A 20,844-nucleotide genomic window follows, 5' to 3' on the forward strand; every position below is an offset into this window, starting at 1 on the left:
GGCCTGCAAATCGTCGCCACACGTCTGTTGTCGACGCTTTCTCTGCCACCGCTACATAAAAACAAAGCCAGGGCGTAACTCATGAGTGTTAGTAATCCTACCCTGATCACCTTCGTGATCTACATCGCAGCCATGGTCCTGATCGGCCTGATGGCTTATCGCTCCACCAACAACCTTTCCGATTACATCCTGGGCGGCCGCAGCCTGGGCAGCGTCGTGACCGCATTGTCCGCCGGTGCCTCGGACATGAGTGGCTGGTTGTTGATGGGTTTGCCCGGTGCCATCTATATGTCCGGCCTGTCGGAAAGCTGGATCGCCATCGGCCTGGTCATCGGTGCCTACCTGAACTGGCTGTTCGTCGCCGGTCGCCTGCGGGTACAGACCGAACATAACGGCGACGCGCTGACGCTGCCGGATTACTTCGCCAGCCGTTTCGAAGACAAGAGCGGCCTGCTGCGCATCATCTCTGCGGTGGTGATCCTGGTGTTCTTCACCATCTATTGCGCTTCCGGCATCGTGGCCGGTGCCCGCCTGTTCGAAAGCACTTTCGGCATGTCCTACGAGACCGCATTGTGGGCCGGTGCCGCAGCGACCATCGCCTACACCTTCGTGGGTGGTTTCCTGGCTGTGAGCTGGACCGATACGGTACAAGCCACCCTGATGATCTTCGCGCTGATCCTGACACCGATCATCGTATTGCTGGCCACCGGCGGCGTGGACACCACGTTCCTGGCCATCGAGGCGAAAGACCCGACGTCGTTCGACATGCTGAAGAATACCACCTTCATCGGCATCATCTCGCTGATGGGCTGGGGCCTGGGCTACTTCGGCCAGCCGCACATCCTGGCGCGCTTCATGGCCGCTGATTCGGTCAAGTCCATCGCCAAGGCCCGTCGTATCTCCATGACCTGGATGATCCTGTGCCTGGGCGGCACCGTGGCCGTCGGCTTCTTCGGCATCGCGTACTTCTCTGCACATCCGGATGTGGCGGGCCCTGTGACCGAGAACCCTGAGCGCGTGTTCATCGAGTTGGCGAAGATCCTCTTCAACCCCTGGATTGCCGGTGTACTGCTGTCGGCCATCCTGGCAGCCGTGATGAGTACCTTGAGCTGCCAGTTGTTGGTGTGCTCCAGCGCCCTGACCGAAGACTTCTACAAGACTTTCCTGCGCAAGAGCGCTTCCCAGGTGGAACTGGTCTGGGTCGGTCGTGCCATGGTGCTGCTGGTGGCGTTGGTCGCCATTGCCCTGGCTGCCAACCCGAGCAACCGTGTGCTGGGTCTGGTGAGCTACGCTTGGGCCGGTTTCGGTGCCGCTTTCGGTCCTGTGGTCCTGATCTCCGTGATCTGGAAAAACATGACCCGTAACGGCGCATTGGCCGGGATCCTGGTGGGGGCGGTTACCGTGATCGTCTGGAAGCACTTCGAGCTGCTGGGCCTGTACGAAATCATCCCGGGCTTCATCTTCGCCAGCCTGGCCATCTACTTCGTCAGCAAGATGGGCGCGCCTACCACCGGTATGCTGCAGCGCTTCGAAGCGGCCGAAAAAGATTTCCGCCTGAATCAGTAAGTCTGTTCGGCGAGGCACTGATGGCTCGCTGAAGGTTGTACCGAGAAACGGCCCGTCGCCAATGGAGGCGGGCCGTTTTTTATGCGTGATCTCCTGGGGACATCGCCAATCCTTGTGGGAGCGGGCCTGCTCGCGATAGCGGCGCGTCAGTGCGAATCTGCATCGGGTTGATTGAGAAAGATCAAAACGCCCAGTAGCGCCATGTAGAACCTGAACGCGGCATCCTGGCCATTCCAGATTTCCGATTGCCACATCAGAAACCATTCGCCACCGATGACCATGAAACCAAAGAACCAGACGAAGAATCCCACCGTCAGGCCGGCGATGCCCCAGCGTTTGGCTTGCGCGAAAACCCTGGCATCGGCTCGGCGTGCCAACCACAACTCCAGGGCACCATAACCCAGCAGCCCGGCCGTGATCGCTTCGCCGAGGATGATCAGCCAGTAGGCGCCGTGCCACAGCCATGGCTGGGTGATGGCGCGGTAACGGGCGGCGTTATCCGGGAAAGTGGTATCCATGCTCAGCACGTGCTGGACGAAATTGAAGTTGGAGCGGTAGTCCGTGACATTGTTGAACACGGTCAGGAAGGCGAACGCGGCGAGTGCCAGGATCATTGCGAATTTTGCGTAACGTGCCGTCATGGGGGCGTCCTTTGCTTTTTGCGACAACGGAACGTTATCACGCTCACGTGAAGTACCGAGTGCCGTCTTGGTGTAAGAAACCACGGATTCATTCGTGCGACGGCTGGTCGTGACGCAGAAAGTGTCTATCGGAAAATACAGCGCGCTTTTGCAGCTTCTATCCCCCTGTTTGTAAGGTAAATCTGTTTTTCATGACGTCCCGTCAACTCTCCGCTTGGCTCATGCAGAATCGCCCGCCTTTCATTCTGCTGAGATACATCGGATGTTCGCGCCTGCCAACTCACCGCGTTTCACCCTGACGCTCGACAGCGGGCCAAATGAGCTAAAGGTGCTTGAGTTCACGGGCCAGGAAACCATCAGCCAACCCTATCGCTTTGACCTGGAACTGGTGAGCGAACGACCGGACCTGGCATTGGAGGCGCTACTGCATCGCCAGGCCTACCTGACCTTCGATCAACAGGGGCGTGGCATCCACGGCCAGGTCTACAGCGTAGCCCAGGGCGATTCGGGCAAGCGCCTGACCCGTTACCAGATCAGCCTGGTGCCGCGCCTGGCGTACCTGCGTCACCGTATCAACCGGCGGATTTTCCAGCACTTGAGCGTGCCGTCGATCATTGCGCAGGTCTTGAAGGACCATGGCATCCATGGCGATGCGTTTCAGTTCAGCCTCGGCGGGCAATACCCCGAGCGGGAATACTGTGTGCAATACGGTGAAAGTGATCTGGCGTTCATCGAGCGGATCTGTGCCGAGGTCGGTATTCATTACCACTTCCGCCACAGCCCCGACGGCCACCTGCTGGTTTTTGGCGACGACCAGACGGTGTTCCCCCGCTTGCCCGAGTCGACGCTGTATCTGCCGGGCAGTGGCATGGCTGCGGGGGCGCCGTCGATCAAGCGGCTGGCTGTTCGACTCCAGACCCGGACCAGCGTTGTGACACTGTGCGATTACGATTTCCGCAACCCCAGCCTGTCCTTGCAAACCAGCCTCGACAGCCAGCAGCAACCCGTGCTGGAGGACTATCGCTACCCCGGTCTTTTTTCCGACCGCGAGCATGGTCGGCACCTGACCCGGCGCGCCTTGGAGCGTCATGGCGCTGAATGCCGCCTGGCCGAAGGGCGCAGCGACCAATGCGCACTCGTCAGTGGGCACTTCATGCAAATCGATGGGCACCCGCGGGCACAGTGGAACGACCTGTGGCTGCTGACGCAGATCACCCACCGGGGTCGCCAGCCGCAAGTGCTGGAGGACACGGTCGCGGATGGCGAGGATGAGTTTCAAGGCTATAGCAATACCTTTCTGGCGACGCCGTGGGACGTTTTCTTTCGTCCGCCGCTGCTTCATGAGAAGCCTCCCGCCCACGGCTATCAGCCTGCGGTGGTGAGCGGGCCTGTTGACAGCGAAATTCATTGCGACGAGTTCGGACGGATCAAGGTGCAGATGATCTGGGATCGCGACGGCAAGCGTGACGAGCATTCCAGTTGCTGGCTGCGGGTGGCCACCGGCTGGGCCCATGATCGATATGGCGGCGTGATGATTCCCCGGGTCGGCATGGAGGTTCTGGTGGGGTTCATGGATGGCGATGTGGACAAGCCACTGGTGGTGGGTTGCTTGCCCAACGGTGCCAACCCGTTGCCGCTGGATCTGCCGGCGGATAAGACACGCAGCATATTGCGCAGCCAGAGCAGCCCCGGCGGGGGCGGTTACAACGAGCTGCGGATCGAGGACCGCAAGGGTGCCGAGGAGATCTACCTGCGGGCCCAGCGAAACTGGACCCAGCATGTGCTCCATGACCAGCGCGTGCAGGTCGATCACGAGCGCAGCGTTGTGGTCTGCGGCACGGCGCGGCATGAACTCAAGGCCGAAGAGTTGCGTATCACTCATGGGCGGCGCCAGGTTGAAGTCAGGCAAGACGATCATTTGGTGGTGACTGGCGAGCGGCACATTCGCGTGGCCCGTCAGGCGGTCAGTGCCAGCCAGCATTTCCATGTCAGCGCTGGTCAGCAGATCGTGCTGGACGGCGGCGCCAGCGCGACCATCCAGGCCGGTGGACACTGGATCAGCATCGGTGCGGGGGGGATTTTCAGCAGTGTGCCCATCGAGGTCGGTGGTGGGCCGATGGCGGTCACAAGCGCCGCGCCGGGTTCGCCGGGTCATCCCGAAAGGCTTGTGGCCGCCGTAGCCGCTCCACTGTCATTGGCGCAAATCCTCAGCCTGCAAGGCCAGGCGCCGTTCTGCGAGGAGTGTGAGCGGTGCAAGGACGGCGTCTGTGCGCCGTTGTCCGCGCTTTCCGGGCTGGCTGATATTCAGGAGCGTCCATGAGTACGGGTCAGTCGCCCCACGCTTGGCTTCGACAGCGCCCGTTGCAAGCGTCCGAGCAGCTGTTCGCCATCTTCAGCAATGCCAGCGACGCCATGCCGTTGGCGACCTGGAGGCGTTCGATGGCGCTTGGCCCCAGTCCGATCTGGGCCGAGACGCCTTATGCCGACTGGGAACCTGTCATGCCTTATGTCGGCGTGGTCGCTGCGGACAGTGATTTTCTTCATTGGGTTGCGACGACCGACTCGCTCGATTGGGGGTGGTTGGCGGTGTCCTCGGTGGGGCAGGAAGTCCTTGTCGAACATTTGCGTGGGCTCACCCAGGTGCTGTTGCCTGGCGGCCGATCGGCCTTTTTTCGCTTTTGGGATGGACGTTATGTGCTGCCTCTCCTGCAATCCGACGAAGTCGATGCCGGACAGTTGCTGCCGGTCATCAGTCGTTGCCTGATCAACGGTCGGCCCTTGGAGATCATGGGAAATGTTCAACGGCCGCCACGAGCGTTCCCCTGGTGGGAGGTGCCAGCCTTGCTGTTGAAAACATTGACGGGTGGCACGACGGACTGCCTGCTGGATAACCTGCTCAGGTGGTTGGGCGAGGAGCATCCGTACCTGTCCGAGCGGGTCGACGAGCGCATCCTGCGGCGCAAGATTGCACATTTTCTTGAGGTGCATGGGGCGGTTCATGGGGTAAAGGCGCAACTGCCTGGGTACCTGATGCAAGAGTTCGGCTGAGTAGATGCCTGTGCCCGCTCGGCTGCGAAACCCTGACGTTCGACGCGCTTCGCGGTAAACTCGTCGCCCTTCGCAGGAGCCGCCATGAACTATCGCCACGCCTTCCACGCCGGTAATCACGCCGATGTGTTCAAACACCTGACCTTGACCCGCCTGATCGCGCTGATGGCTCGCAAGGAGCAGCCGTTCGCCTACCTCGATACCCATGCGGGCATCGGGTTATATGACTTGCAGGGCGACCAGGCCAATCGTACCGGTGAATACCTGGAAGGCATCGCGCGCTTGTGGGGGCAGGACGATCTACCGCCGCTGACCGCCGACTACATGAATGTGCTGCGCGAGATGAACCCAGACGGACAGTTGCGCTATTACCCGGGCTCGCCGGAGTTGGCGCGGCGTCTGACGCGCCCGCAGGATCGGGTCTTGCTCAATGAAAAACACCCTGAAGACGGTGTGCTGCTCAAGGACAACATGAAGGGCGACCGCCGTGTGGCGGTGCATCTGGGTGAAGGTTGGCACGTGCCTCGCGCCTTGCTGCCGGTGGCGGAAAAGCGCGGCTTGATGCTGATCGATCCGCCCTTCGAGAAGCTCGACGAAATGCAACGCTGCGCCACCTCCCTCAAGGAGGCCATTGGCCGGATGCGTCAGACGGTGGCAGCGATCTGGTACCCGGTGAAGGATCAGCGGATGTTGCGTCGCTTCTACCAGGACCTGGCCGGCACGGGCGCGCCAAAGCTGTTGCGAGTGGAATTGCTGGTACATCCACTCGCCACGCCCGACAGCCTGAACGGCTCCGGCCTGGCGATTGCCAACCCGCCATGGGGGTTGGAGGAGGAATTGCGTGAGTTGCTGCCGTGGCTGTCGAAAAAGCTTGGCCAGACCCAAGGTGGCTGGCAGATGGATTGGTTGATTGCCGAGCGCTGATCCGCGAGTTTGATGCTGTCTGGCAGGGCGCCATCGCGAGCAGGCTCGCTCCCACACTGATTCGGAAGAATCCGGTATGCGCCTGAACACAAATCCCCTGTGGGAGCGAGCCTGCTCGCGATAGCGGTGGGTCAGCTTGCATTGGTGTTGACCATGCCGCCGCCATCGCGAGCAGGCTCGCTCCCACATTGATCCGGGTGATTCGGGTATCGGCGTCTGAACACAAATCACTTGTGGGAGCGGGCTTGCTCGCGAAGCTTTTCGAGGCTCGAAAGTCAGATCGGGCAGGTCACGCCCGTCCCGCCAATCCCGCAATAGCCCTCGGGGTTCTTCGCCAGGTACTGTTGGTGGTAAGCCTCAGCGTAGTAGAACGTCGGCGCTTCATCGATTTCGGTGGTGATTTCACCGAGGCCGGCCTTGGTCAGTTCAGCCTGGAACACCGCCTTGCTCTTCTTCGCCGCTTCCAGTTGCTCGGGCTTGGTGCAATAGATTACCGAGCGATATTGGGTGCCAATGTCGTTGCCCTGGCGCATGCCCTGGGTTGGGTTATGCAGTTCCCAGAACATTGCCAGCAGTTCTTCGTAGCTGACCTTTTCCGGTTCGTAGACCACCAATACCACTTCGCTGTGGCCGGTCAGGCCCGAGCAGACCTCTTCGTAGGTCGGGTTGGGGGTGAAGCCGCCGGCGTAGCCCACTGAGGTGCTGTACACCCCATCACGTTGCCAGAAGCGACGTTCCGCGCCCCAGAAGCAGCCCAGGCCGAAAATCGCGAATTCTACGTTGCCCGGAAACGGGCCGAGCAGCGGGTTGCCGTTGACGAAATGCTGATCCGGAACCTTGATCGGGGTTTCACGGCCAGGCAGAGCTTGTTCTTGAGTAGGGAGCACGTTTTTGTTCACCAGAATTTCCGAGCGCAGGGCCATCATCAGTCCTCTCAGTCAGATTGAGTTGAGCGAGTTCAAGCAATAAGACTGTCAGTGTGCCCGAGTGTTACAGCGCTGTCAGTCAATTGGGCCGCGCGGGTAGCGCTTGAGCTTCTCGATCAGCTCCGCGCCGGGGATTGGCCGGTCGAACAGGTAGCCCTGGCCGACATCGCAGCGATGGCGACGCAGGAAGGTCAGTTGCTGGGCGGTTTCGACCCCTTCGGCCACGACCTTGAGCTTCAGGTTGTGGGCCATGGCGATCACCGCGGAGGTGATTTCCATGTCGTCCTGGTTGTCCGGGATCTCATGGATGAAGCTGCGATCGATCTTGATGATGTCGATCGGGAATTTCTTCAGGTAGCTCAGGGACGAGTAGCCGGTACCGAAGTCGTCCATGGCCAGGGTCAGGCCCAGGCGCTTGAGCTGGTCGAGTTGCAAGTGGGTGTCTTCAGTGGCTTCCAGCAGCAGGCCTTCGGTCAGCTCCAGCTCCAGCAGCCGTGCGGGCAGTTGTTCTTCCTTGAGGATGCTGGCAATCGAGGCAACCAGGTCCGGGTCGGAGAACTGTTTAGGTGAGAGGTTGATCGCCACCTGCAGGTTGCCCAGGCCAGCGGCGGTCAATTGCTTGCTCATGCGGCAGGCCTGGCGGGCGATCCATTTGCCGATGGGGATGATCAGGCCGGTTTCTTCGGCCACGCTGATGAACTGGTCCGGTCGGATCATGCCCTTTTCCGGATGGTTCCAGCGCAGCAGCGCTTCCATGCCCAGCAGGCGGCCGCTGCGCAGGCACAGCTTGGGCTGGTAGAACACGTCAAGCTCGTTCTGGGTCAGGGCGCGGCGCAGGTTGTTTTCCACGAACAGCTTGTAGCTGGCCTCGGCGTTCAGTGCTTCGGTGAAGACCTGGACCTGATGCTTGCCGTTGGCCTTGGCCTTGTGCAGGGCGAGTCCGGCGTTGCGCATCAGGGTCTGGGGATCGCGGCCGTGCAGCGGGGCACAGGCCAGGCCCACGGAGCCGGTCACGCTGATCAATTGGTTATCGACGAACATCGGCTTGTCGAGCGTCATCAACAACTGGCTGGCGACCTGCTGCCCGGCCTCCAGGTCGGTGTCGTCCAGCAGCACGGCGAATTCATTACTGGCGAAGCGTGCCAGACTGCCGCTGGGGCTCAGGCTGTTGCGCAAGCGTCGGGCCAGGCTGATCAGCAGTTTGTCACCGGTCTGGTGGCCGAGGCTGTCATTGATGCGCTTGAAGTTGTCAATGTCCACCAGCAGCAGGCTGATGGGCGAGTCGCTGTCCCGGGCGAAGCGTTCATCGAGGTTGCGAATGAACGCCGGGCGGTTGCCCAGGTTGGTCAGGTTGTCGGTGTAGGCCAGGCGTTCGATACGCTGCTGGGCCAGTTTGGTCTGGGTAACGTCTTCGTAGATGCCGATGTAGTGGGTCAGCTCGCGGTTGTCGCCGTAGACCTTGGAAATCGACAGTTGGCCCCAGTAGGGTTCCAGGTTCTTGCGTCGGCTTTTGAACTCGCCTTGCCAGCTATTGCTCTGGGCCAGGGCCGAGGGCGCGTCGAACAGCAGCTCGCTGAGGTTTTCCAGGGCCGGCAGTTCGGACAGGCGTTGGCCGTGGACTTCCTCGGTGGTGTATTGGGTGATGGCGGTGAAGCTCGGGTTGACGTACTCCACCACGCCGTCGCAGTTGACCAGCAGGAAGGCGTTGGCGCTTTGCTCCACGGCACGTTGGAACAAGTGCAGGGCGCTGGTGGCGATGCGTCGGTTGTGGTTGTTGATGACCTGGGCGAACTGGTCCGCCAGTTCACCGGCAAAGGCGATCTCGTCCGACTGCCAGGCACGGGTGGCGCCTACCTGCTCCAGGCACAGCACGCCCACCACCTGACCGTCGATTCGCACGCTGGCATCAAGCATGGCGTTGACGTTGCGGGCGCGCAGGCTTTCAGCCATTTCCCGGGTGCGTGGATCGCGTGTCGCGTTGTGGGCATCGATGGCGCGGCAGGTCTGCAGCGCTTCCATGTAGTCGGGATACTCATTGGCATCGATCGCGTCTGGCCGAAAGTACTCCTGGGAAGCGCGGTTATAGGCGGAGATCGGCACCAGCTTGTTGTCCTCCAGGTTCCAGATGCTGGCGCAATCGATCTGGTAGATGTCGCAGGCGCTGCGGGTGATGAGTTCGGCGGCTTCCAGCAAGGAATTATTGGCGCTGTAGCGCTGGCGAGTCAGCAGCAGGATGAGGTCCTGTTGGGCACGGACGCGGTCCAGATGCTGAAGCTGTTCCTGTTGGGCGCGCTGGTTCAGCTCCAAGGCTATCTGCAGGCGCGAGTTCTGGGTCTCCAGATCGAGGGCCGGCATCGATGGCTCGTTTTGCAGCAGGCTGTCCACCGTCAGCAGATAGCCGCGCAGCAGGTGGCGATTGTGCTGTTTGTACGCTTCACCCATTTCCAGCAGGTTCATGGGGCCCTTGGCGGTGTGAAGCGTATAGCGGATCAGGTAATGCGAGGCCTGGGCCAGCTGTTCTTGAATGGCATCATGCAGTTGATAGCGCGCTTCAGGCTCCATCAGGCTGGCATAGGGCGAGCTGACCAACGAGCAAAGCTCAACCGCCGGCAGGCCAAAGTAACGTTCGCAATTGGGATCGAGGAACAGCAGTGCCCAGCTCGCTTCATTCAGCCGCTCGAAACGCAGCATACCGAGCCGCGAGGGCACCGGTAACTGCGTCACTACCTCGGCCGCCATACGGCTGGCGGCATCGGGTTGGCTTTTCATGGGGAAACTCGCTTCGAGAATGCTGATCGCGCCGGGCTGACGCCCCTCGTTATCAAGGATTGCCGCAAGGTTGCATCATTGCGACACTGGCTGACAAGAGAGATGAAGGCTAAGTGCTATAAACCTTATCGGCCGACAAGCGGATTTCTCCAGTCGCCAGCCGATCAGAGGGCCTGGCGGGGGCTACCGTTCGTCAGCGCAACGGGATATGGACCTTCTGCAAAGGGTAACCGTCACGGTCGTGAAAGGTCACGTGAATGCTCTGGGCCGCGACATGCAGATGTGCGAAGTTGTCCTGGCTGACCACTGTGCCGGTCAGCTCATAGTGGTAGTCACCGTTTTCGGTCCGGGCCATGGGGGCCTTGAAAATAAAATTCGAGGCGGCGGCGTAAGGCAGCAGTTCGCTGTTGCAAAACGGCGAGGCGACGATGGCATGGACCTCGAAGTCAGGATCCTGGCTGTGACACAGTCGGCTGGTCATGGAACCATGGACATCACCGGACACGAAGATCACGTTTTTTATCCCATGGCGACGAATGCATTCCAGCAGTCGCAGGCGCTGTTGCGGGAAGGCCTGCCAGGCGTCGCCATCATCGAGTGTGCGGTCGGGGTAGAACATGACGCTGGTGACGATGAATTTGACCCGGGCGGTGCTGTTCACCAGCCATTCGAGCAACGACCGCTCCTGCTCGATATCCAGGATGCGCCGGTCGGCCCTCGACAAGTTGCGTCGTGTCCGGCTGTCGGTGACGAACCACTCGATATCGCCGTGAGCGAACTGATACCAGTAGTGCGGCAATGACCCGCTCAATATGCCGTCGCTTGTTAGTGCGTGGGCCGGGCTATGGCTGGCTTGATAGAGGTCGTAAGCGCTCATGGCGTTGGCGTAGAGAATGTCGTCGTTGACTTGTCTGTTGGCGGGCCAGTTGTCTTCGATTTCATGGTCGTCGAGGATCATGTAGGTCGGTACGGTGGACATCAATTTGCTGATGTGGGGCTGGGAAAAGACAGTGCGGTATTTGAACAGGATGTCTTTGTAGGTCCGGTCCGGGGCCACAATGTTCAAATCGTCGAGATAAACCTGGTCCCCCGCCATCAATACGCCGCTGATCGGTGGATTGGCCTGGTCCACGATGCGCTGGATGCCGGCGAACGTGCGGTCCCCGAGTTCGGGAGTTGAGGGAGCGCCGGCGGTGATGCGCAGATAACGGCAAGAACCCACGATATAAGCGTGTGGAGTGCCAGCTTCCGCATGGGGCGTGCGCAGCCGATGGATGTCCACGGGCCATTGCTGCAACGGCTCCGGGGTGGCGGTGTGAGACGCGGTGAACCAGCCGGCCTGGTATTCATAGATGGTGCCGGCTTGCAGGTTTCTCAAAATGACCACATCGCTCATGTCGCGATGGGCATGCAACTGGATGAAGTGCTCATTCGTCCATTTCGTATCGCCCTGGCGTCTGTAACGAAGTCCTGCGAATACCGGAAGCTTGGGGTCTTTGTCGCCGCGCAGGAATATTCGTGCATGGCCGGTCGTGGTGTGGCCGACAATCGGGCCGACGGTAGGTTTGAACATGTTCGAGTCCATTCGAAATGCAGCATTTTTAAAAGTACTTGTGCGAGCAAAAAGTTGTCGCTGCGTGCCGATGCTAAAGCTCGACGCTGAATAAATGCTGATAGGGAAGGGGACGCAAGTTGTGGGTAATGACTGATAGATGACGTAGGAAAGGCCGCCGGCAAACGGCTTGATGCTTGTCAGTCAAGGCAGATAACCCTGTGGGAGCAAAGCTTGCTCGCGATCAGGGCGAGCTCAGTCGATAACGATATTGGCTGATCCACCGATATCGCGAGCAAGCTTTGCTCCCTCAGGTTCTGGTGCGTTTATAGCAGGCAAAAAAAGCCCCGCCATCGGCGGGGTTGAGGTACGAGCGTGGCTCGGAAAACAGCGGTTCGAATGGCCCTCCATGAGGAGGGCCGTCCGGTTTACAGCAGGATGGTGCGGATATCGCCCAGCAGGTCGCTCAGACGCTTGGTGAAGCGTGCAGCAGCGGCACCGTTGATCACGCGGTGATCGTAGGACAGCGACAGCGGCAGCATCAGCTTAGGCTGGAAGGCTTTACCGTCCCAGACAGGCTGGATGGTGGCCTTGGACACACCCAGGATCGCCACTTCCGGCGCGTTGACGATCGGCGTGAAGCCGGTGCCGCCAATGTGGCCGAGACTGGAGATCGTGAAGCAGGCGCCCTGCATGTCGTCTGCGGTGAGCTTCTTGCTCCGGGCCTTTTCGGCCAGGGCAGCCGCTTCGGCAGCCAGTTGCAGCAGGCTCTTCTGATCGACGTTGCGGATGACCGGTACCAGCAGGCCTTCCGGGGTGTCGACGGCGAAGCCGATATGCACGTATTTCTTGCGGATCACAGCCTTGCCGCTTGGCGCCAGGGAGCTGTTGAAGTCCGGCAGTTCCTTGAGCAGGTGCGCGCAGGCCTTGAGCAGCAATGGCAGTACGGTCAGCTTCACGCCGGCCTTTTCAGCCACGGCTTTCTGCGCAACACGGAAGGCTTCCAGCTCGGTGATGTCGGCCTGGTCGAACTGCGTCACGTGAGGGATGTTCAGCCAGCTGCGGTGCAGGCTCGACGCGCCGATTTGCATCAGGCGGGTCATTGCCACTTCTTCGGTTTCGCCGAAGCGGCTGAAGTCCACTGCCGGGATCGGCGGGATGCCCGCGCCACCGGTGGCGCCTTCGGCCGGAGCATTCTTGGCTTTCTGCATCATGGCCTTGACGTAGGCCTGCACGTCTTCCTTCAGCACGCGACCGTGTGGACCGCTCGGGCCGACGGCGGACAGCTCGACACCGAACTCGCGGGCCAGCTGACGTACCGCAGGGCCGGCGTGCACCTTGGCACCGCTTGGTGCAGGTGCTGCGGCAGGGGCTGGCGCGGCCTCGGCCTTGGCGGCAGGCGCGGCAGCCGGAGCCGGAGCCGGCGCGGCTTCAGCCTTGGCCGGTGCGGCAGCAGGTGCTGGCGCGGCAGGCGCGGCGGCGCCAGCCACTTTCAGCTTCAGGATCAGGTCACCGGTGCCGACTTCGTCTTCCAGCTTGATCTCGACGCTTTCCACCACACCGGCGGCCGGCGACGGGATTTCCATGCTGGCCTTGTCGGATTCCAGGGTGATCAGCGACTGGTCGGCTTCGACGGTGTCGCCGGCCTTGACCAGTACTTCGATGATCTTGGCTTTGCCCGACGAGCCGATGTCCGGAACATGGATGTCCTGGACAGTGGCGGCGGCAGGCGCAGCGGCCGGAGCCGGAGCGGCAGCCGGGGCAGCGGCAGGCTTTTCAGCCGGCGCCGGGGCAGCCACAGGCGCGGCTGCTTCGGGCGCCGCAGCGGCGCCTTCGACTTCCAGCTCAAGCAGTTCATCGCCTTCTTTCAGACGATCGCCCAGCTTCACTTTCAGGCTCTTGATGACCCCGGCCTTTGGCGCAGGCACTTCCATGCTGGCCTTGTCCGATTCAAGTGTCAGGATGCTCTGGTCAGCTTCGATACGGTCGCCGACCTTCACAAACAATTCAATTACTTCACCTTCACCGCTGCCGATGTCAGGTACGCGAATGAGTTCGCTCACGGAAATTCTCCTCAGCAGTCCAGTGGGTTGCGTTTTTCCGGATCGATGCCGAACTTGGCGATGGCTTCGGCCACCACTTTTGGTTCGATATCGCCACGGTCAGCCAGGGCTTCCAGGGCTGCCAACACAACGAACTTACGGTCGACTTCGAAGAAGTGACGCAGCTTCTTGCGGCTGTCGCTACGGCCGAAACCGTCGGTGCCCAGCACCTTGAATTCCTTGGAAGGAACCCACTGGCGGATCTGCTCGGCGAACAGCTTCATGTAGTCGGTGGAGGCGATGACCGGACCTTTACGGCCGTTCAGGCACTCTTCGACGTAGCTCAGTTTCGGCTTCTGGCCAGGGTGCAGGCGGTTGCTGCGCTCTATGGCCAGGCCGTCGCGACGCAGTTCGTTGAAGCTGGTAACGCTCCAGACGTCGGCACCGATGTTGAACTCTTCACGCAGAATCTTCGCCGCTTCACGCACTTCGCGCAGGATGGTGCCGGAGCCCATCAGCTGGACGTGGTGCGCCGCTTCGCGGGTGTCTTCCTCGAGCAGGTACATGCCCTTGACGATGCCCGCTTCCACGCCGGCCGGCATGGCTGGCTGCTGGTAGGACTCGTTCATCACGGTGATGTAGTAGAAGACGTCCTGTTGCTCTTCGGTCATCTTCTTCATGCCGTCCTGGATGATCACCGCCAGCTCGTAGCCGTAGGTTGGATCGTAGGTGCGGCAGTTCGGGATGGTGCCGGCCAGCATGTGGCTGTGGCCGTCTTCGTGCTGCAGGCCTTCGCCGTTCAGCGTGGTCCGGCCAGCGGTGCCGCCGATCAGGAAGCCACGGGTACGGCTGTCGCCAGCGGCCCAGGCCAGGTCGCCGATACGCTGGAAGCCGAACATCGAGTAGAAGATGTAGAACGGCAGCATCGGCTGGTTGTGGCTGGAGTACGAAGTACCGGCGGCAATGAAGGAGCTCATGGCGCCCGCTTCGTTGATGCCTTCCTCGAGGATCTGGCCTTTCTTGTCTTCGCGGTAGAACATTACCTGGTCTTTATCGACTGGCTCGTAGAGCTGGCCGACGGACGAGTAGATGCCCAACTGACGGAACATGCCTTCCATACCGAAGGTACGGGCTTCGTCCGGAATGATCGGAACGATGCGCGAGCCGATTTCCTTGTCCTTGACCAGTTGCGCGAGGATCCGCACGAAAGCCATGGTGGTGGAGATTTCACGGTCGCCCGAGCCGTCCAGGATCGCCTTGAGGGTGTCCAGTGGCGGAGTCGGAACGCTGAAGCTCTTGGCGCGACGCTGTGGCACGAAACCGCCCAGTGCGGCACGGCGCTCGGCCAGGTAACGGGCTTCGGCACTGCCTTCTTCAGGTTTGAAGAACGGCAGGTTTTCCAGCTCGCTGTCCTTCACCGGAATGTCGAAGCGATCGCGGAACAGCTTCAGGCTGTCGACATCGACTTTCTTGGTGTTGTGCGCAGTGTTCTTCGCTTCGCCGGCACCGGTGCCATAACCCTTGATGGTCTTGGCCAGGATGACGGTCGGCTGTTCTTTGTGGTTGACCGCCTGGTGGTACGCTGCGTAGACCTTGTACGGGTCGTGGCCGCCACGGTTGAGTTTCCAGATCTCGTCGTCGGACAGATCGGCAACCATGGCCTTGAGTTCAGGGGTATTGAAGAAGTGCTCGCGGACGAACGCGCCGTCCTTGGCCTTGTAGTTCTGGTATTCGCCGTCGATGACTTCGTCCATGCGACGTTGCAGGATACCGTCGACGTCCTTGGCCAGCAGTGGGTCCCAGAAACGGCCCCAGATGACCTTGTTGACGTTCCACTGGGCGCCACGGAACACGCCTTCGAGTTCCTGGATGATCTTGCCGTTGCCGCGAACCGGGCCGTCGAGGCGCTGCAGGTTGCAGTTGATGACGAAGATCAGGTTGTCCAGCTTCTCGCGGCCGGCCAGGGAGATCGCCCCCAGGGATTCCGGCTCGTCGCACTCGCCGTCGCCCATGAAACACCAGACTTTCTGCTTGCCTGGCTGGATGAAGCCGCGGGCTTCCAGGTACTTCATGAAGCGCGCCTGGTAGATCGCCTGGATCGGGCCCAGACCCATCGAAACGGTCGGGAACTGCCAGAAGTCAGGCATCAGCCAAGGGTGCGGGTACGAAGACAGGCCGTTGCCGTCCACTTCCTGGCGGAAGTTGTTCATCTGATCTTCGGAGATACGACCTTCCATGAACGCACGGGCGTAGACGCCTGGCGATGCGTGACCCTGGAAGTAGATCAGGTCGCCGCCGTGTTCGTCGGTCGGGGCCTGGAAGAAGTAGTTGAAGCCGATGTCATACAGCGTCGCGCTGGAAGCGAAGCTGGAGATGTGACCGCCCAGGTCAGAATCTTTCAGGTTGGTGCGCATGACCATGGCCAACGCGTTCCAGCGTACCAGCGAGCGAATGCGGCGTTCCATGAACAGGTCGCCAGGCATGCGTGCTTCGTGGGTAACGGGGATCGTGTTGCGGTACGGCGTGGTGATGGCGTAGGGCAGTTGCGAACCGCTGCGGGTTGCGAGTTCGCCCATACGGGTCATCAGATAATGAGCACGGTCTTCGCCTTCTTTGTCGAGAACCGATTCCAGGGCGTCCAGCCATTCCTGGGTTTCGACGGGATCGAGGTCTTGCATGGCTTGCTCCAGGGCGGAAAGGCTACCAGAATCGGTTGCCTGAGTTTGCGACTGGCCTTGTGGGCAGACGGTATAAAATTCTTGGATTGCCGAAGGTTGTTTCGGCGGCGTGTAGTTTTACTACAAATCGTCGGCTGTTTCAGCCTCTCGGATGTATAGACGAGTAGTAAAACTACACATGAAAGGCTTTTGGCCCCTCGTTTCGTTGTGAGAATAATCGTTACTGTTGGTCTTTTGCTAACTCGAACAGGTAAAAACTTGATGGCGACTGCCAATAAAATCAGATTTTCAGCTATTTATCATCTTTGTTCGACAGTCAATCAGGTAGTGGCTTTTGAAAAAACACTACATCCAGCCTTTCCTGCGCCGATCAAGGATAGACCATGAGCCTGCCTCTGCTTGCCGAAATCCCGGCAATTCTCCAGTCATTGGTCAGCCGTGCCGAGCAGTCGTTCCGTGCGGCAGTTGCCTTGGTGGGCGACGATCTCGAGCTGTCCACCTGGACGCCTGAACGCTGGGAGGAGTTCCATCGCGTCGCGGCCGCCAGTGATTTTGTCATCGAGCAGAGCCTCCGTGAACCGTCGATGCTACTGGAACTGGTGCGCGGTGGCGAACTGGACCGCAGCCTGGCCGCCGGCGAAATGTGCGCGCAGATCGGCGCGGCGGTGCAGGCCGCCGAAAGTGAGGATGAACTGGGGCGTGTCCTGCGCCGCCAGCGTACTCGCCAGCAGGTGCGGATCATCTGGCGCGACCTGAACCGCAAGGCCGACCTCGTCCAGACTTGCCGCGACCTTTCGGACATGGCCGATGCCTGCATCGACCAAGCCTACCGATGGCTGTACCAGCGTCTCTGCCAGCAATTCGGCACGCCCACCGGCCGGCGCAGCGGCGCCCCGCAGCACATGGTCATCCTGGGCATGGGCAAGCTGGGCGCGGTGGAGTTGAACCTGTCGTCGGACATCGACCTGATCTTCGCCTATCCCGAGGGCGGTGAAACCGTTGGCGTGAAGCGGCCGTTGGATAACCAGGAATTCTTCATCCGCGTTGGTCAGCGCCTGATCAAGGCCCTGGACCTGATAACTGTCGACGGTTTCGTGTTCCGCGTCGACATGCGTTTGCGCCCCTACGGCTCGGCCGGTGCGTTGGTGCTGAGCTTCAACGCCCTGGAGCAGTATTACCAGGATCAGGGGCGCGACTGGGAACGCTACGCGATGATCAAGGCGCGGGTGGTGGCGGGCGACCAGGTGGCGGGTGCGCAGTTGCTCGACATGCTGCGTCCGTTCGTTTATCGCCGTTACCTGGATTTTTCCGCCATCGAAGCGCTGCGCACCATGAAGCAACTGATCCAGCAGGAAGTGCGGCGCAAAGGCATGGCCGACAACATCAAGCTGGGGTCGGGCGGTATCCGTGAAGTGGAGTTCATCGCCCAGGCGTTCCAGTTGATCCACGGCGGGCGCGACCTGAGCCTGCAACAGCGCCCGTTGCTGAAAGTGCTGGGCACCCTGGAAGGCCAAGGTTATCTGCCTGCCAAAGTGATCGACGAGCTGCGTCAGGGCTATGAATTCCTGCGATACACCGAGCATGCGATTCAGGCCATCGCCGACCGCCAGACCCAGATGTTGCCGGACAGCCCTCAGGATCAGTCGCGCATTGCATTCATGCTGGGCTTTGCCGACTGGCCGGCGTTCCACGAGCAATTGATGTATTGGCGTGGGCGCGTGGCCTGGCATTTTGGTCAGGTCATCGCTGATCCGGATGAAGAAGAGGGCAGCGAAAGCGAAGTGGTGGTGGGCGGTGAGTGGTTGCCGTTATGGGAAGACAGCCAGGACGAAGAGGCCGCGTGCCGCCAGTTGGAGGAGGGTGGTTTCGTCGATGCGCCCAAGGCGCTGAAGGCCTTGGCCGTCCTGCGCACCAGTCCGCAATTGCGCGCCATGCAGCGCCTGGGGCGTGAACGTCTGGATGCATTCATTCCGCGCCTGCTGGCCCAGGCGGTGGAACATGCCGATCCAGACCTGGTGCTTGAACGGGTATTGCCATTGGTGGAGGCAGTGGCCCGTCGTTCGGCCTATCTGGTGTTGTTGACGGAAAACCCCGGCGCCCTGCGGCGCTTGCTGACGCTGTGCGCGGCGAGCCCGTGGATCGCCGAGCAGATCACCCGTTTCCCCTTGCTGCTGGATGAGTTGCTCAATGAAGGTCGTCTGTTCAAGCCGCCGTTGGCGCCGGAATTGGCGGCGGAGTTGCGCGAGCGCCTGACGCGGATTCCCGAGGATGACCTGGAGCAACAGATGGAGGCCCTGCGGCATTTCAAACTGGCGCACCGGTTGCGGGTGGCTGCGTCGGAAATCGCCGGCAGCCTGCCGTTGATGAAGGTCAGCGATTACCTGACCTGGCTGGCCGAGGCGATTCTCGAACAAGTCCTGGCCCTGGCCTGGCGCCAGACGGCGGCCAAGCATGGCGTACCGTCGCGCACGGACGGCAGCCTGTGCGATCCCGGTTTCATTATTGTCGGTTATGGGAAAGTCGGCGGTCTGGAATTGGGGCATGGTTCCGATCTGGATCTGGTGTTCATCCACGACGGCGACCCCCAGGCGGAAACCGACGGGGCCAAGCCCATCGACGGTGCGCAGTTTTTCACCCGGCTGGGTCAGCGGATCATCCATTTGCTGACGGCCCAGACCAACTCCGGGCAGCTGTATGAAGTGGACATGCGCCTGCGGCCGTCCGGGGCGTCGGGGTTGCTGGTCAGTTCCCTTGGGGCATTTGCCCGATATCAGGAGAATGAAGCCTGGACCTGGGAGCACCAGGCACTGGTGCGGGCCCGGGTATTGGTGGGCAGCCAGGATGTGGGCCAGGCCTTCGAGAAAGTCCGGGCCCAGGTGCTGGGGCGCAAACGCGACCTGCCGACTTTGCGTCAGGAGGTCAGCGAGATGCGGGCCAAGATGCGCGATAACCTGGGTAGCAAGGCCACGGCCGCCGGAACCGCACCAAACGCTTTCGAGGCCACGGCGCCCTTCGATCTCAAGCAGGATGCCGGAGGTATCGTCGATATTGAATTTATGGTGCAATACGCCGCCCTGGCGTGGTCCGAGGAACACCCATCGCTGGCGCGCTACACCGATAACATCCGTATCCTGGAGGGGTTGCAAGAGGTTGGCCTGATGCCGCCCGAAGATGCCACCCTGCTGCGCGAGGCCTATAAAGCCTACCGCTCCGCCGCCCACCGCCAGGCCTTGCAGAAAGAGGCCGGGGTAATTACCGGCGACCAGTTTGTGGATGAGCGCCGACAGGTATTGCGGATCTGGCGTGAGCTGGGATTGAGCTGATTATTGAATGTGGGAGCGAGCCTGCTCGCGAAGGCGGAGTGTCAGGCGGCATTGATGTTGACGGTGCCGGCCTCATCGCGAGCAGGCTCGCTCCCACACTGGATTTGTGGTGTTTGATGTATTTGGGGTAGATGAAGACCCCTGTGGGAGCGAGCCTGCTCGCGAAGGCGGAGTGTCAGGCGGCATTGATGTTGACTGTGCCGGCCTCATCGCGAGCAGGCTCGCTCCCACAATGGATTTGTGATGTGTTGTAGATTGAAGGCAGAAGGCAACGACCTGGGCCACAGTGATTCTCGAGGCGGGGAGGCGTAGGCCTCCCCGTATCGTTTTTGGAAAACACATGAATATTCTGATCGTTGGGCCCAGTTGGGTCGGTGACATGGTGATGGCGCAGACACTGTTCCAGTGTCTGAAGCAGCTCCACCCGCAATGCGAGATCGACGTCCTGGCCCCCGAGTGGAGCCGACCGATCCTGGAACGCATGCCGCAAGTACGCAAGGCCTTGAGCTTTCCGCTCGGTCACGGTGTGCTGGAGCTGGCGACCCGCAGGCGCATCGGTAAGTCCCTGGCCGGTCAGTATGACCAGGCGATCCTGTTGCCCAACTCGTTGAAGTCCGCATTGGTGCCGTTCTTCGCCGGCATCCCCAAGCGTACCGGCTGGCGCGGCGAGTTCCGCTATGGCCTGCTCAACGATGTGCGTACGCTGGACAAAGACCGCTATCCGTTGATGATCGAGCGTTTCATGGCCCTGGCCTACGCGCCGGGTACCGAGTTGCCCAAGCCCTACCCGCGCCCCGACTTGCAGATCGACCCGGTGACCCGCGAAGCGGCGCTGGCCAAGTTCGGCCTGAGCCTGGACCGCCCGGTGTTGGCGCTGTGCCCCGGTGCCGAGTTCGGCGAATCCAAGCGTTGGCCGGCGGATCATTACGCCCAGGTGGCCGAAGCGAAGATCCGCGAAGGTTGGCAAGTCTGGCTGTTCGGTTCGAAAAACGATCACTCGGTGGGCGAAGACATCCGCTCGCGGCTGATTCCGGGCCTGCGGGAAGAGTCGGTAAACCTCAGCGGTGACACGTCTCTGGCGGAGGCCATCGACCTGTTGTCCTGCGCCGATTCGGTGGTGTCCAACGATTCCGGGCTGATGCACGTAGCCGCTGCCCTGAACCGCCCGTTGGTTGCCGTTTACGGCTCCACCTCGCCGGGCTTTACGCCGCCACTGGCCGACAAGGTCGAAGTCGTGCGCCTGGGCATCGAGTGCAGCCCGTGCTTCGACCGTACCTGCCGCTTCGGTCATTACAACTGCCTGCGTCAGCTCATGCCGCCGTCGGTGAACGATGCCCTGGCACGTTTGCAGGGCACCCCCGTGGAGGTCCAGTAA

General features: G+C 61.0%; 12 protein-coding genes. 6 read left to right on the forward strand and 6 right to left on the reverse strand.

Annotated elements, in window-relative coordinates; genetic code table 11:
• Positions 1–81: 81 nt before the first annotated feature.
• On the forward strand, positions 82–1,566 hold the full coding sequence (gene putP / locus PCOSP_RS02315) for a sodium/proline symporter PutP (RefSeq protein ID WP_175361815.1): 1,485 nt from the start codon (positions 82–84) through the stop codon (positions 1,564–1,566).
• 146 nt (positions 1,567–1,712) lie between these two features.
• On the opposite strand, the gene PCOSP_RS02320 is transcribed toward putP, so the two are convergent.
• The gene (locus PCOSP_RS02320) at positions 1,713–2,207 is read right to left on the reverse strand and encodes a DUF2165 family protein (protein ID WP_464710225.1); all 495 of its coding nucleotides are present in this window, start codon (positions 2,205–2,207) and stop codon (positions 1,713–1,715) included.
• A gap of 262 nt (positions 2,208–2,469) precedes the next feature.
• Between PCOSP_RS02320 and PCOSP_RS02325 the strand changes: the two genes are divergently transcribed.
• From PCOSP_RS02325 to PCOSP_RS02335, 3 genes are all read left to right on the forward strand, one after another.
• Positions 2,470–4,527: a type VI secretion system Vgr family protein gene (locus PCOSP_RS02325; RefSeq protein ID WP_464710226.1), complete on the forward strand. Its 2,058-nt coding sequence runs from the start codon at positions 2,470–2,472 to the stop codon at positions 4,525–4,527.
• Positions 4,524–5,255 carry a DUF4123 domain-containing protein gene (locus tag PCOSP_RS02330; protein WP_139646862.1) on the forward strand — a complete coding sequence of 244 codons (732 nt, stop codon included), beginning with the start codon at positions 4,524–4,526 and terminating at the stop codon, positions 5,253–5,255. Before PCOSP_RS02325 ends, PCOSP_RS02330 begins: the two co-directional genes overlap by 4 nt.
• 84 nt (positions 5,256–5,339) lie before the next feature.
• Positions 5,340–6,179: a 23S rRNA (adenine(2030)-N(6))-methyltransferase RlmJ gene (locus tag PCOSP_RS02335; RefSeq protein ID WP_139646860.1), complete on the forward strand. Its 840-nt coding sequence runs from the start codon at positions 5,340–5,342 to the stop codon at positions 6,177–6,179.
• A 275-nt stretch (positions 6,180–6,454) separates the two neighbouring features.
• Here PCOSP_RS02335 and msrA read toward each other — a convergent pair whose 3' ends face one another.
• The 5 genes from msrA to aceE form a co-directional block, all read right to left on the reverse strand.
• Positions 6,455–7,102 carry a peptide-methionine (S)-S-oxide reductase MsrA gene (gene msrA / locus PCOSP_RS02340; protein WP_041024603.1) on the reverse strand — a complete coding sequence of 216 codons (648 nt, stop codon included), beginning with the start codon at positions 7,100–7,102 and terminating at the stop codon, positions 6,455–6,457.
• 78 nt (positions 7,103–7,180) lie between these two features.
• Positions 7,181–9,874, reverse strand: coding sequence for a putative bifunctional diguanylate cyclase/phosphodiesterase (locus tag PCOSP_RS02345; protein WP_139646858.1), 2,694 nt, complete (start codon positions 9,872–9,874; stop codon positions 7,181–7,183).
• Positions 9,875–10,067: 193 nt separating this feature from the next.
• Positions 10,068–11,447: an alkaline phosphatase D family protein gene (locus tag PCOSP_RS02350; protein WP_139646856.1), complete on the reverse strand. Its 1,380-nt coding sequence runs from the start codon at positions 11,445–11,447 to the stop codon at positions 10,068–10,070.
• Between the two features lie 407 nt (positions 11,448–11,854).
• On the reverse strand, positions 11,855–13,489 hold the full coding sequence (gene aceF / locus PCOSP_RS02355; protein WP_464710227.1) for a dihydrolipoyllysine-residue acetyltransferase: 1,635 nt from the start codon (positions 13,487–13,489) through the stop codon (positions 11,855–11,857).
• Positions 13,490–13,500: 11 nt separating this feature from the next.
• Positions 13,501–16,146 (reverse strand): pyruvate dehydrogenase (acetyl-transferring), homodimeric type, encoded by a 2,646-nt coding sequence (gene aceE, locus PCOSP_RS02360; RefSeq protein WP_464710228.1) that lies wholly within the window; start codon positions 16,144–16,146, stop codon positions 13,501–13,503.
• Positions 16,147–16,529: 383 nt separating this feature from the next.
• Here aceE and glnE point away from each other — a divergent pair, with 383 nt between their 5' ends.
• Together glnE and waaF are read left to right on the forward strand one after the other, a co-directional pair.
• The gene (gene glnE, locus PCOSP_RS02365; protein WP_464710230.1) at positions 16,530–19,469 is read left to right on the forward strand and encodes a bifunctional [glutamate--ammonia ligase]-adenylyl-L-tyrosine phosphorylase/[glutamate--ammonia-ligase] adenylyltransferase; all 2,940 of its coding nucleotides are present in this window, start codon (positions 16,530–16,532) and stop codon (positions 19,467–19,469) included.
• Between the two features lie 340 nt (positions 19,470–19,809).
• Positions 19,810–20,844, forward strand: coding sequence for a lipopolysaccharide heptosyltransferase II (waaF, locus tag PCOSP_RS02370; RefSeq protein WP_464710231.1), 1,035 nt, complete (start codon positions 19,810–19,812; stop codon positions 20,842–20,844).

This window comes from Pseudomonas sp. MAFF 730105, from assembly GCF_055380705.1.

What these genes read in the sequence shown, in the direction of transcription:
- putP (WP_175361815.1), top strand. Translation starts at nt 82, where the DNA reads ATGAGTGTTAGTAATCCTACCCTGATCACCTTCGTGATCTACATCGCA.
- PCOSP_RS02320 (WP_464710225.1), bottom strand. Translation starts at nt 2,207, where the DNA reads ATGACGGCACGTTACGCAAAATTCGCAATGATCCTGGCACTCGCCGCG.
- PCOSP_RS02325 (WP_464710226.1), top strand. Translation starts at nt 2,470, where the DNA reads ATGTTCGCGCCTGCCAACTCACCGCGTTTCACCCTGACGCTCGACAGC.
- PCOSP_RS02330 (WP_139646862.1), top strand. Translation starts at nt 4,524, where the DNA reads ATGAGTACGGGTCAGTCGCCCCACGCTTGGCTTCGACAGCGCCCGTTG.
- PCOSP_RS02335 (WP_139646860.1), top strand. Translation starts at nt 5,340, where the DNA reads ATGAACTATCGCCACGCCTTCCACGCCGGTAATCACGCCGATGTGTTC.
- msrA (WP_041024603.1), bottom strand. Translation starts at nt 7,102, where the DNA reads ATGGCCCTGCGCTCGGAAATTCTGGTGAACAAAAACGTGCTCCCTACT.
- PCOSP_RS02345 (WP_139646858.1), bottom strand. Translation starts at nt 9,874, where the DNA reads ATGAAAAGCCAACCCGATGCCGCCAGCCGTATGGCGGCCGAGGTAGTG.
- PCOSP_RS02350 (WP_139646856.1), bottom strand. Translation starts at nt 11,447, where the DNA reads ATGTTCAAACCTACCGTCGGCCCGATTGTCGGCCACACCACGACCGGC.
- aceE (WP_464710228.1), bottom strand. Translation starts at nt 16,146, where the DNA reads ATGCAAGACCTCGATCCCGTCGAAACCCAGGAATGGCTGGACGCCCTG.
- glnE (WP_464710230.1), top strand. Translation starts at nt 16,530, where the DNA reads ATGAGCCTGCCTCTGCTTGCCGAAATCCCGGCAATTCTCCAGTCATTG.
- waaF (WP_464710231.1), top strand. Translation starts at nt 19,810, where the DNA reads ATGAATATTCTGATCGTTGGGCCCAGTTGGGTCGGTGACATGGTGATG.